Source organism: Kribbella sp. CWNU-51 (assembly GCF_054073265.1).
Genome location: NZ_JBSXMZ010000034.1, coordinates 22329 through 34633, shown reverse-complemented (window position 1 = coordinate 34633; position 12305 = coordinate 22329). Strand labels below are relative to the sequence as shown.

Annotated in this window: 9 protein-coding genes; 7 read left to right on the top strand and 2 right to left on the bottom strand. The window is 69.2% G+C overall.

What is annotated here, in order from left to right:
* The first annotated feature begins 374 nt into the window (after positions 1 to 374).
* On the top strand, positions 375 to 1229 hold the full coding sequence (locus ACXC9Q_RS30265; protein ID WP_457060031.1) for a DUF3097 domain-containing protein: 855 nt from the start codon (positions 375 to 377) through the stop codon (positions 1227 to 1229).
* On the opposite strand, the gene ACXC9Q_RS30260 is transcribed toward ACXC9Q_RS30265, so the two are convergent.
* On the bottom strand, positions 1204 to 3783 hold the full coding sequence (locus tag ACXC9Q_RS30260; protein ID WP_457060030.1) for a DUF3376 domain-containing protein: 2580 nt from the start codon (positions 3781 to 3783) through the stop codon (positions 1204 to 1206). The two genes, ACXC9Q_RS30265 and ACXC9Q_RS30260, sit on opposite strands and share 26 nt — an antisense overlap.
* A 125-nt stretch (positions 3784 to 3908) precedes the next feature.
* Between ACXC9Q_RS30260 and ACXC9Q_RS30255 the strand changes: the two genes are divergently transcribed.
* The 6 genes from ACXC9Q_RS30255 (at position 3909) to ACXC9Q_RS30230 (ending at position 9308) form a co-directional block, all read left to right on the top strand.
* Complete coding sequence (locus tag ACXC9Q_RS30255) at positions 3909 to 4499, top strand: hypothetical protein (protein ID WP_457060029.1); 591 nt, start codon at positions 3909 to 3911, stop codon at positions 4497 to 4499.
* Between the two features lie 143 nt (positions 4500 to 4642).
* Positions 4643 to 5314, top strand: a complete 672-nt coding sequence (locus ACXC9Q_RS30250) for a hypothetical protein (protein ID WP_457060028.1) — start codon at positions 4643 to 4645, stop codon at positions 5312 to 5314.
* A gap of 3 nt (positions 5315 to 5317) precedes the next feature.
* A complete protein-coding gene (locus ACXC9Q_RS30245; protein WP_329475302.1) occupies positions 5318 to 6154 on the top strand; it encodes a hypothetical protein in 837 nt (278 codons plus the stop codon).
* A gap of 56 nt (positions 6155 to 6210) precedes the next feature.
* A complete protein-coding gene (locus ACXC9Q_RS30240) occupies positions 6211 to 6522 on the top strand; it encodes a hypothetical protein (protein ID WP_457060027.1) in 312 nt (103 codons plus the stop codon).
* A complete protein-coding gene (locus ACXC9Q_RS30235) occupies positions 6519 to 8516 on the top strand; it encodes a TOMM precursor leader peptide-binding protein (protein ID WP_457060026.1) in 1998 nt (665 codons plus the stop codon). Before ACXC9Q_RS30240 ends, ACXC9Q_RS30235 begins: the two co-directional genes overlap by 4 nt.
* Before the next feature lie 9 nt (positions 8517 to 8525).
* Complete coding sequence (locus tag ACXC9Q_RS30230; protein WP_457060025.1) at positions 8526 to 9308, top strand: SagB/ThcOx family dehydrogenase; 783 nt, start codon at positions 8526 to 8528, stop codon at positions 9306 to 9308.
* On the opposite strand, the gene ACXC9Q_RS30225 is transcribed toward ACXC9Q_RS30230, so the two are convergent.
* Positions 9305 to 12286, bottom strand: coding sequence for a helix-turn-helix transcriptional regulator (locus ACXC9Q_RS30225; protein ID WP_457060024.1), 2982 nt, complete (start codon positions 12284 to 12286; stop codon positions 9305 to 9307). The two genes, ACXC9Q_RS30230 and ACXC9Q_RS30225, sit on opposite strands and share 4 nt — an antisense overlap.
* Positions 12287 to 12305 lie beyond the last annotated feature (19 nt).

Genomic DNA, 12305 nt, shown 5'->3' with positions numbered 1-12305 from the left:
AGCCACAGCGATCAAGTGTCCGACATGTCCCTACACACCTCTGTCAGACATGTCCCTTCAGAACACACCTCCAAAACGGCACATTTCCCTCCCCAGTCCACGCCCACTCCACCCCGGGGACCACCAGCCGGCACGCCCAAACCGCCAGACCACCTGCCCGGACCTGGTCGCCGAGTCGTGGATCCCGGTCAGCGATGCGCCGGTTTCCCGACCCAGATCCACGACTCGAGCAGCCGATGATCGTGCCGAAGAACGGGTAGTGGTCAGCACCACCCACCTCCGGAACCCCGTCCCCTGCCGAGTGCTCGGCTCCGTCCTCCATTTCAGCGGAGTACTACCCGTTCTTCGGTACACCGGGTGTGTGGTTGAGGGGGATGAGAGGTGGGTGGACATACGGTATATCGGTGGCTGATCGGTATGGGAACGACGTACTCAGTGGGGATTGGCGCAAGCCCAAGAACGGGCGGACCGTCGAGGTGGAGATCGAGAAAGGGATGGTCGTCGAGGAGCCGAGTTCGGGGTTCGTCGGTGCGATCGTGCGCTGGGAGCACGGGGTCGTCGATCTCGAGGACCGGTTCGGCAAGATCAAGACCTACCCGCTCGGTCCCGGGTTCTGGCTGGACGGCAAGCCGGTCAGCCTGAAGGCGCCGAAGAAGGCCGGCCCGGCGAAGAAGACCCGGACGGCGTCCGGCTCGGTCGCCGTGGACAACGTCCGGGCCAAGGTGGCCCGGGCCAGCCGCATCTACGTCGAGGGCCGGCACGACGCCGAACTGGTCGAGCGGGTCTGGGGCGACGACCTGCGGATCGAGGGCGTCGTGGTCGAGTACCTCGAGGGCGTCGACGACCTGCCCGGGATCGTGAACCGGTTCCAGCCCGGTCCCGGCCGCCGGCTCGGCGTCCTGGTGGACCACCTGGTCGAGGGCTCGAAGGAGTCGAGGATCGCGGCCCAGGTCACCGACCGCCACGTGCTCGTGGTCGGGCACCCGTTCATCGACATCTGGGAAGCGATCAAGCCGTCGTCGGTCGGGATCAAGGCCTGGCCGAAGATCCCGCACGGGCAGGACTGGAAGAAGGGCGTGCTGCAGGCGTTCGGCTGGCCGGCCACCGACCAGGCCGACGTGGCCGCGGCCTGGAAGCACATCCTGTCCAAGGTGAACAGCTTCGCCGATCTCGACCCGGCGCTGCTCGGCCGGGTCGAGGAACTCATCGATTTCGTGACGCTGGACTGATCTCCGGCATCCGGTCCTCGATCCAGGCCTGGATCCGCCGCCGCGCGCGCCGGACGTACCAGGTGACCACGCCGAGCGCCGCGGCGACCGCGAGTACCGCACCGGCCAGCACCGCGAGGATGATCCGTACGGCGGCCACGTCGACGATCCCGGCGACGACGAGCAGCACCACGCCCGCCCCGAAAGTTGCCAACGGCAACCACGGCTCGAACAGCAGCGGCCGCTGCGCCGGGCTCAGCTTCACACCCCGCACCATCCGTTCCCAGGCGGTCTGCCGGGCCGGTTCGGTGAACCAGCGGGCGCAGCGCAGCAGCCATGACCCGGGCTGATTCTTGCGGCCGGCCGTCGCCTTGACCCAGCCTCCGACCTGCGACCCGAGGCCGCCGGAGACCTCGACCATCCGGTCGGCCAGACCCTTGGTGGTCGCCCGGCCCTCGGCCGAACCGTTGAGTTCGTCCCGCATCGTCACCAGCGCACCCAGGCCGGCGTCGGCCGGGAAGTCTTCGGCCAGCCGCTGGATGCATTCGGTGACGGTCTGGATCTTCCAGTCCTCGGCCTCCAGCACCTGCCGCTGGGTCTCGCGGATCCAGTCCGCGTCGGCGCCGAGCATCGCACCGAGATGGGCGACACAGTGCAACCGGCCCATCAGCCAGTCCCATCGCCGCCAGTCCGCCGCACCGAACGCGCCGAAGTGCCCGACCTGCGTCCCGTACAGGATGCGGTCCTTGAGGTCGTTGGCGATCGAGCCTTCCGGCTGGTCGTCCAGCAGGGTCAGCGGGATGTCCGGCCCCAGCCGCAGGAACTGGAACGGCGCGCTGCGTTGCTGCGGCGTCCGCGCCGACGTGCACCGCGACACGATCTCGACCTCGAGCGCGGTGTCGATGAGCTCCCAGCCGATGGCAGCGATCAGGTCGAGGAACGTGTCGCCCAGCGCACGCTGGATCTGCAACTCGTCGAAGATGTCGTTCAGCCCGATCGCGACCGCCTCGGCACCACCGGCCGGACGCAGATCGAGATCGGCCTTGGCCAGCCGCTCGTTCAGCGCGTCCCGCACCGCCTGCACCTGGAGCAGGCAGTCACTGGCCGCCTTCAACCGCCGCTCGAGTTCGGGGCGCTCGGCTTGCGGCGCGTCGCTGACCCGGCTCCGCAGCGAGCGCAGGATCAGTCGTACGACGCGCTCCGCCGCACCGGTCCCCCACAGCCAGCTCGGGTTGCCGTCGGCATCGTCCTGCAACGCGGCCGTCGAACCGTCCGGCCCGGGCACCCACGGATGCTTCGTCGCCAGGATCTCGTCGACCTCCGGCTCCGACAGCGCGGTCGCCGCGTCCAGCACGGTGGACTGGTCGTGGTTCGCGATCGTCACTGCCTCCCACACCCCGCCGGCCGCCCGGCCCCGCGAGTACACCGGCTGCAGCGCCGCGGCCGCCGCCTTCAGCCGGGTCCGCTCCTCTGGTTGCTTCATGCAACGATCAAAGAGCCGCTGGGTGTCGGACCATGACGCGTCCGCCTCCAGCAGCAGCCGCTCGAGCTGCTCGACGTCGGACCGGAAGTCCACCTCGCGCGGGAACTGCACGGCCGACAGCGCCGCCACCCGCCAGCTCGGCTCCTTCGCCTCGGGCAACGCCGTCGACGCACTCCCGATCCCCGAGGACGGTACGACGTACAGCACGTACCGGGTCGCCCGTCCGGCCACCGGCCGGCGCGCGACCACGTCGAGCACCGGACCGAACGGCGCGTTGTCGAGGACGCCGCCGTCCACGAGCCAGGCGCCGGCCTCGCCCGTGGTCGGCTGCGTCCGCGGTGGGCTCGCGGCCAGCCTGGGCGTCTCCAGCACCGGCCCGAACGCGGCCGGGAACGACGCGGACGCGCGGGCCGCCCGGGCGAGCAGGTTGGTGTCCTTCAGTCCGTTCTTGTCCGCGACGGAGTACGTCCGCGTCTTGCCGTCGTACGTCGCCGCGTTCTCACTGGTGAAGGCGTACAGATACCGGTGATCCGGTACGACGAAGGCCTGCCCCGCGGCGTCCCTGGCCTCGAACTGCTGCACACCCAACCCGGACGCCGTGACGAACAGCGTGACCGGCTCCTCCGCCGCGGACTCGCCCGCGTCGGCGACCCCTTTGATCAGGGTGTCGAGCTCCTGCAGGAAGTACTTGCCGTCGAGCACCGAGGTCGACTTCTGATCCGAGGGGACCAGCTTGCCGACCTCGAGCGAACCGAGCGCGACCCACTTCTGCCGCAGCCACGGCCCGTCCTCGCCGTCGGGGTCCAGCGTCGAGCCGTTCGAGATCGCGGTCGCCAGCAACGACCCGTTCAGACCGCCGGCACTCGTCCCCGCGATCACGTCGACCACGACCCGCCGGTCCTCGTCACCCTGCCAGCACAGATCACGCCATCGCTTGGCGAGTTGCTCGTCGTAAGGCTGCGACTTCGGTGCCGTGCCGTCGCCGGACGCGCGCCGGATCAGATCCAGCTCGTGCGTCACTCCGCCCATCCAGACGGCCAGGCTGACCCCGCCGTTCAGCACCAGCGCGATCCGGATCTCGTGGTCGGTCATGCAGCCCCCCTTTCACCCAGAGATACCACGGTCATTACGTCGATTGACAGTTGTCGCAGCGGAGAGTGAACAAAAGGTTGTCGGCGTCTGCACGCAGGGTCATTCTGTTGCTGGGGGTGGTCGACATGCGCGAACTCACCGTGGGGATCGCGATGGTCGCCGTACTGCTGGCAGGGTGTTCGGACACGAACGATGGCGGTACGCCGACACCCGGGGTGCTCACGACCCCGGACGACACCGGCGAGCCGGCGCCCGAACCGACCAACCCGGAGAGCACCCAGGCACCGCAACAGCAGCCGGCGATCGAGCTCGCCTCCGCACCGATCGGCGGCAACGTCGATGTCGACGGCAGCAAGCAGTGCGCCGAGGTCAACTGGCTCGGCCGCAACCCGATCCCGGACGGGACCACCATCAAGCTCGGCACGCCCGGCCTCGATCCCGGCGGTGTCTTCGACTGGGATCAGTCGTCCTGTGCCGGCGATCTCCGGCCGTGCACGGGCGTCGAGTGGCAATCGAGCAACTTCAAGGCCTGCTACGTCGGTGTCCGCCAGATCGCCAACGGCTCCAAGGACGTCAGCCTGATCATTCCGGTCTCGGCAACCTGCGCGAGCCAGGACGACTGCGACAGCCTAGCCAACGGTACCGGCGGCACTCAGATCACCTTCGCCCCGGAAGTCCTCGACACACCCACCACCGAGACCTCCGCCGGCGGCTGACGATGACCGTCATGAGTTGGAGGTTGCTGGCGATCGCGGCGTTGACCGTATCGGCGGTGAGTTGCACACATAAGCCGAGCAGCGGAGATACACCGAACGGCGCGGGTTTGCCGAGCAGCGCAGGTACACCGAGCAGCGCGGGTTTGCCGAGCAGCGCAGGTACACCCAACAGCGCAGGTACACCGAGCAGCGCAGGTACGCCGAGCAGCGGGGCTACGCCGACGCAGGAGCAGACCGTCCCGGACTCCCCCGGCGAACCGGCGCCCGAGCCGAACGTCACGGAGTCCACCGGTGCACCGGCGCCCGAGCCGACCGATCCGGAAAGCACGCAGACCAAGCAGCAGAAGCCGTCGATCAAGATCGCCAACGCGCCGATCGGAGGGGACAACCCCTCCGTCGACGGCGTCGACCACTGCGCGATCGTCAACTGGCTCGGCAAGAAGCCCATCCCGGACGGTACGACGATCACTGTCACAGAGATCCACCTCGAGTCCGAGGGGGTCTTCACACTGCGCCAATCGGCCTGCGGCGGCCGTCGGCCTTGCGCGGGCATCAAGTGGCAGTCGGGCGAACCCGCGCCCTGCTACGTCGGTGCCCGGCAGCTCGTGAGCAGCAGCGACGAGGTACGCCTCATCGTCAAGGCGAGCGCGGTCTGCGCCACCAAGGCGGACTGCCAGAGTCTCACCGAGGGTTTCGGCGAAAGTCAGATCTCCTTCTTCCCCGAGGAGCTCCCGACGACTCCGAGCGAGACACCCTCGAACCAGACCTCGCCATCGGCCGGGACCACGCCGGACGAGACGCCGTCGGGTGGCTGACGGATGGCGGACGAGCGGTCGCAGGCCGAGCGGTGGGTGAGTTTCGCCGCGGGCATCGTTGCGCCGGTCACGCTGATCAGCGCGCTGCTGTTCTACTTCGGCTACGTGTCGTCACGATCGCAGTACGAGTACTTCGGCATCGACGTCGACACGATCGGCCTGAGTACGCAGGACTACGTGATGCGCAGTCCGCAGCCACTCCTCGTCCCGCTGCTCGGCATCACCCTGCTCGCCGTCGGCGGTCTGCTGCTGCACAAGGCGATCCATCCGACGGCTGTCGCCGTACGGCGATCCGCCCGGGCGGCCGCCGCCGTACTCGTGGTCGGAGTGGTCGGCCTGCTCGCCTTTCCGCTGATCGGGCACCTTCCGTACTACGCCCTCGTCGTGCCGGCCGTGATCGGGCTGGCCGCGGCCGCGCTCGCCTACCTGACGTACCTGCGGGGCAAGGTCGATCCGGAGTTCGGCACGCAGCGGGTGCTGATCGCGTTGCTCGCGGTCGTGACCGTGACCTGCGCGTTCTGGGCGACCGCGACGACAGCGCAGTACTCGGGCCGCGGGCTGGCGAAGTCCGACGCTCGGCACCTGGATCGCTTCCCCGTCGTCATCCTGGATACGAAGGAGAAGCTCGCGCTGCGCTCACCGGGTCTGGAGGAGACCGCGCTCCGAGCGGGCGCGGGTCAGACGTTCCACTATCGCTACCGCGGTCTCCGGCTGCTCGTGGTCGGCCAGAACCGGATGTTCCTGGTCCCGCAGCACTGGAGCGCGTCCAACACAACCGTCGTCCTACCCCTGGACGACTCGATCCGCGTGCAGTTCCAGTTCCAGAACGACCCACCTTAAGTCTCGACGGCCCGACGCCGCCGGGTCGATACTCGATGCAACAACAGGGGGAAGATATGTCGACTACGCAGGACTTGGCGAAGCTCAAAGAGCGGATCGGCGAACTGCAGACCCAGGTGCAGACGATCACGGACGACGAATGGCAGGCCTACATCAAGGTCCGCGACATTCTGTCACTTGGCTCGGGTCTCATCTTCGAGGGCGGCGAGGAGTCGGCGGTTCTCGCTGACTCGGGTGGAGGTCTCCTCTTCCACGCCCATGTCGTGCGGTGCGCGATGCTCGGGATGTTCGAGCCTGCCTTCGGATCGGGAAGCGTCGACGGGTACGACGCGAGCGCCGTGCAACGGTTCGCAGACCTCGGCGGATGACCTCGGTGCGGGCGGTCCCGCTCCCAGGCTGGTTGTCTGCGGTGTCGTCGTCAGCCCGCGAGCGGGAAGTCCTCGCCGGCCGGCTCGCGGCGCTGCGCGTCGTACTGATCGGGCGCGCGGACGTGACCGACGCGGTGCACGCGACGTTGACGGGCTCGGGGATCACGCCTGACCGCGTTGTCCGGGCGTCCTACCCGCGACAGCGCGACGAACTGCCGGAGTTGATGACAGGCGCCGATCTCGTCGTCGCGGCCGGTGACGGCGCGCTGCCGGTCCTGCATCCGTGGGTCAATGCGACCGGTCTGCTGTTGGACATACCAACGTTGCATGCGCAGCTCGACGGCACTCGGGCGCCTATCGGTCCACTGGTGCTGCCCGGCGAGGGTCCCTGCTTCCTGTGCTGGCGGATGCGCGCGCTGGCCTGCGCGGATGACTTCGCGGCGGCGATGGCGCTCGAGGAGGAGCTCGACGCCCGCCGGATCCCGGAAGCGGCGAGGCCCGTACTGCCGGCGCTGCTGCCGATGGTTACCGGCGTACTGGTGGCGGAGCTGTTCGCGCTCACGCTGGCGATCGCGCCACCACGGCTGATTGCCGGCGTGCTGACGCTCGACGCGCTCGGCGTCGAACAACTGCACCCGGTGCTGCCACGCCCGGACTGTCCGGTGTGTTCAAAAAAAGGCCGTCGGCCGATGCGACCCGACAAGGGTGAGGCCGGTGTCCGTCGCGCGGTCGACTCGCTGTCCGGTGTGATCCGCCGGCTCGAGATGATGCCCAAGGACGTGACCGAGCCCGAACGTCCGTTCATCGCCGTCGCCGAGCTTGCCAACGCCCACTTCCGCACCGGTGACGGCGCCTTCCTGGCCTGCTCCGGCAAGGGCTGGACCCGGCAGCAGGCTGAGGACGGCGCGGTCGGCGAGGCCCTGGAAAGGTACGCCGCCATGACGTGGCAACCCGAGCGCCGCATCACTTCGACGTACGACGACCTGGACCGGCCCGGGTTGCATCCGCATGACCTGGTGCTGTTCGCCGATCACCAGTACGACGCCGTGCCGTACCAACGCTGGCAGCCGGAGACCGAGCTGGACTGGGTTCCGGCCGACTCGCTCGTGACCGGTGAGGAGGTCTGGATTCCCTTGCTCGCAACCCATCTGGGCTACCGCCCGCCGACCGCGGCCACACTGTTCCCGGCCACCTCCAACGGGTTCGCGGCGTGGCCCGATCGCGACGGCGCGACGGTGCGAGCCTTGCTCGAAGTGATCGAGCGGGACGCGTTCGCCATCGCGTGGTCGCATCGCCTGCCCGGGCGTTGTGTCGCGGCCGCGGAGGTGCCGGACGAGCAGACCCGTGCGATCGCCGCGGCGTACGCGCGCCGGGGTGTCGAGATCGTCGTACATCTGTTGCCGTGCGACACGGTGGCGTCGGTCGCCCTCGCGATCATGTGGTCCGACCAGGCGCCCGCCGCGGTCATCGGCGTCAGTGCGGCCCTCGACCCGATCGCCGCCGCTCGGTCCGCGGTACTCGAGGCCGGGCAGGTGCGGCCGATACTTGACAGCCGCCTCCGGGACCCCGCCGTTCGGGCCCGGATGGCGGAGTTGGCTGCTGCACCGTCGAAGGCAGCGACCCTGGACGACCACGACCTGCTGTACGCCGACCCGCACGCAGCCGCCGCCGGGATGCGCTTCCTCCGCAACGCACCGCGGCAATCGTGGCCGGATGATGTTGCCCAGGGCAACGAGGATCTCTCCGGCCTGGTCAAGTCGCTGGCCGAGGTGGCGCCGGACGTGCTCGCCGTGGACGTCACCCCGCCGGATGTGGCCAGTCTTGGGATCAGCGTGGTGCGCGGGGTGGTACCGGGGTTCGTCCCGATCTGGTTCGGTGCGGACCAAGCCAGGCTCGGCGGACGCCGGCTGCTGGAGACCCCGAGCCGGATGGGCTTGCGGCCGGGGCCGGCACGGCTGGACGAGTTGAACCTCGACCCGCACCCACTGGCGTGAGGCCGGCCGATGCCCACCTTCCGTAGCGGTCAGCCGCTGGCCTGGACGTATCACCGCGGCAGCGCCCGCGTTGTGTTCGAGACCCCGGAGACGATCACACCGCATCACGGTCCGGGGCGGGAGGATCCGACTGCGCCATGGATCCCGTTGCCACCAGGCGTACCAGTGAGCGGATCACTGGCCGAGCTGATCCGCGAGCGGATCTCGTGCCGCGCGTTCCGCGACCAGCCGATCAGCCTCGCCGAACTGGCCACGCTGCTGCGGACCGGCTACGGCATCACCGGAGTGACAGAGAGCGGCTCGCAGCAGATCGTCGATCGCCCGGTGCCGTCGCCCGGCGGGCTCTACCCGCTCGAGGTCAGTGTGCTGGTGCGCTCGGTGGACGGCCTGTCCCCCGGGATCTACCACTATGTGCCGTTCGCTGACGGCCTCGAGCAGATCCGCGGTGATGCGGTGCCGCCGCCTCTGGTCAGCGGTCTGTTCCTGGGCCAGCCCTGGGCAGCCGAAGCCGCTGTCGTCCTCGTCCTGTCCGCGGTCTGCGAACGCAGCCTGACCCGGTACGGCGACCGCGGCTACCGCTATCTGTTGCTGGAAGCAGGGCACCTCACGCAGAACTTGGTGCTCGCAGCAACCGGGCTCCGGCTCGGCGCGGTCAATCTCGGCAGCTTCCTGGACGACGAGTTGTCCGGCCTGCTGCGCCTCGACACCGCGTCGGAGATCGTTGTGTACGGCACCGCTGTCGGCCGCCCACTCAGCGGCGGCCGGATCGCGCGCCGCGCGCTCGGCAGCTAATCCCCGCCGTTCGCTGACGGCTGGCCCAGGCGTACGGCGAGGGCGGCAACCTCACGCCGTGAGGACGTCCCGGTCTTGTGCAGCAGGTTCGACACATGCACGCTGACCGTCTTCTCACTGATGAACAGTGCCTTCGCGATCTCGGCGTACGTCCGCCCGGCAACGAGATGGGAGAGCACCTCCTGCTCGCGCCGCGTCAAGGAGTCGAACGGCGCCGGCGGCTGGACGGGCGCGGTGGTCTCCGGCTCCTCGAGCCGGATGCGTGCGAGAACGGCCAGTGTCTCGACCTGCTGCTTCAACGGGATCGCGCCGACCTCCGCGGCGAAGCGGTACGCCGATCTCAGCGGTACGGCGACCGCGGCCCGGGTGGCCCCCTCGCCAAGTAGGGCCTGCGCTTGGTGCCAGGAGGCCAAGGCCTCGTCCCATCGCAGTCCCGCCGCGTCACAGCGGCGTACCGCATCCGCCCAGAGCGCGGACGTGGGCTTCTCGGCCAGGCACCGTGCGGTCTCGGCGGTGAACAGTGCCGCCCGTGCCGGCTGGATCAGGTCCTCGGGGCCGATGACCTCGAAGGGCGCCGGCTCCATGCTTCGCCGTACGGCGAGGAGGTCGTCGAAGGCGGCTCGAATCCTGCCGAGGTCGGCGCTGTCGTTGCGGTCCCGTGCCGCTTCCATCAGGTCGGCGGCTGCCCGCGCACCCCAGACCAGCATCTCGTCCGCGTCGCGGGTGTCAGCCGACTGAGCGAGCATCGTCCGCGACAGCAGGTCGAGCGCCTCCGCGGCCCGGCCCGCGGCCAGCAGGTACTCGGCCAGGACGGGCTGTGCCGACAGACCGGCCCGGCTCTCGAGCCCCGGAATCAACTCCTTGGCCCGTTGCAGGTGCAGTCCGGCCACGTCCAGGTCACCCCGTCGTACCCACAACGAGGCTGCGCCCAACCGGACCATCGCGCTCGCGTTCGGCAACGCGGCCAGGGAGAGGCCCTCACGAATGACGACGCTGGTTTCGGACAGGCGTCCCAGCATCAAGAGGTGGTAGGACAGCAGTCCGGCGGCGAAGACCGCCACCGAGTGAGCGCCGGCGTTGAGCGCGGCGGGGAGGAATTCTCTGGTGATGTCGACGCAGTCCATCACGCGACCTCGCCGGACCAGGTAGTTGTGCCTGATCACGAGAGCCCGCCAGGTCAGTTCCGGATCACCGGTCAGCTTGGCGAAACGCAGGCCCTCCGCGGTATCGGAATCGGCGTGCTCGCTGTGGACGTCGCCGTTGCCGCGGACCGCATACGCCAAACTCAGCGCCGCGTTGGATCCGGATCGATGAGCTGCGCGGACGGCGTCCTCGGCGTACGTCCGGGACAGCTCCAGCTCGTTGTTCCACCACTGACACCAACTCAGATATGCCAGTGCGTCGGCGTACTCGTGGCTGTCGGGAAAGGCCTGGCTCAGTTCTACCGCGTGCTCTGCCTCGGCAATCGGCCGGCCGTTGGTTCGGCCGGTGGCCCAGGCGGAGTCCGCCCAGCGCCTCAGCAGCCGGCAGGCGCGGAGTGGCTCGGTTCGCTCGTCGACGAGTTCGAGCGTGCGAGTCCAGGCCGCGAAGCTCGCCTCGCCGTCTCCGAGCAGATCGTTGGCCCGGGCAACGCGCTCCAACAGGTCTGCCTCACTTCCCCGGCCGGCATCGTGGTGGATCATCGGCCACAGGCGCGCCGCACGGCGTAGATGGACTGCCTCTTCATGCGGCGACCGGATCCCCTTCGCAAGATCGGCTGCTCGCAGGGAGGCGTCGAGGCAGGCCTCCAGATCACGCGCGCGCTCGTAGTGCAGCGCCAGGTCGCCCTGCCGTTGCAACTCGTCGAGGCCGCTGGCGGGACGGGACTCCAGCGTCGCGGCCCAGGCGGCGTGCACGGGCTCGGCCTCACCAGGAACGAAGGTGGCGTAGAGAAGCTCGGCGAGCAGCGGGTGCCGGAACCAGCACAGGTCACGACCTTGCGCCACGCTGATACCGGCGTTCGTCGCCTCGGCCAGCGCACTGATCAACGCCTCGCGGTCGATCCCCCGTGCCGCGGCGACCTCCCGCAGGTCATCGATCGACGTCGGCCGGCCGGCGACCGCGATCAACCGCATCACCTCGCGGCCCGGGAGCGAGAGCCGGTGCCAGGCGGCAAGCAGGGCTCCGGTGAGCTCCGCCGCGAGATCGGTAGGGAGTCCTTCGGCGGTGTTCGTCAGCCCCTGCACGAGCAGCTCGGTGAGGTACGGGTTGCCGTCGGACCGTCGTACGACCTGGTCCACCAACTGGCGGTGCGGCGCACCACCCAGCAGGAGCGCCAGCTGTAGCTCGGTCTCGTCCCAGCTCAGCCGGTCCAGCCGCACGTCGGTGACCGATGGCAGCCGACGGAGGTCGGCCAGCCACGTGTGCATCGGGTCACCAGACACCATTTCCTCGTCCCGGTAGGTGGTCAGAACCGCCAGCCGCTGACTGCGGAAGCCGGCAACCAGGTAGGCGAGCGCGTCGCGTGACGCCAGATCGGCCCATTGCACGTCGTCCACCACCAGCACTGTCGGACCATGCGAAGCGATCGCCTGGATCAATGCGTCCACCACGGACAACAGCCGGACCGCGCTGTCGGACGTGTGACCGCCTAGTGAAGGCAACAACTCGCCCGCGGCTGGGACCGCATCGAGTACCTCGGACCGCTCACGTGGCTCGGCCGACTCGGCCCAGCCCTCCAATGCGCCGATCAGCGGCACGTACGGCGCATCCACCGCGCCGAACCGCACACATCGGCCCCACAGGACCGCGACACCGTTCGCCGCGGCCTCGTCACACACTGCTCTGGCCAGGCGGGTCTTGCCCACGCCCGCCTCGCCGTGCACGAACACCGCACACGGCCGTCCTTCGACGGCTCCCTGGATCGCCGCCTCCAGAATCCGTCGTTCCTCGATCCGGCCGACCATTCCAGGCGAGCGCGCGACCGCAGCCCCTCCCACGGCTCCCAGTCTGACGTGG

Coding starts and splice junctions, on each gene's coding strand:
- ACXC9Q_RS30230 (WP_457060025.1), top strand. CDS start 8,526: ATGCCCACCTTCCGTAGCGGTCAGCCGCTGGCCTGGACGTATCACCGC.
- ACXC9Q_RS30240 (WP_457060027.1), top strand. CDS start 6,211: ATGTCGACTACGCAGGACTTGGCGAAGCTCAAAGAGCGGATCGGCGAA.
- ACXC9Q_RS30245 (WP_329475302.1), top strand. CDS start 5,318: ATGGCGGACGAGCGGTCGCAGGCCGAGCGGTGGGTGAGTTTCGCCGCG.
- ACXC9Q_RS30265 (WP_457060031.1), top strand. CDS start 375: ATGAGAGGTGGGTGGACATACGGTATATCGGTGGCTGATCGGTATGGG.
- ACXC9Q_RS30260 (WP_457060030.1), bottom strand. CDS start 3,783: ATGACCGACCACGAGATCCGGATCGCGCTGGTGCTGAACGGCGGGGTC.
- ACXC9Q_RS30235 (WP_457060026.1), top strand. CDS start 6,519: ATGACCTCGGTGCGGGCGGTCCCGCTCCCAGGCTGGTTGTCTGCGGTG.
- ACXC9Q_RS30255 (WP_457060029.1), top strand. CDS start 3,909: ATGCGCGAACTCACCGTGGGGATCGCGATGGTCGCCGTACTGCTGGCA.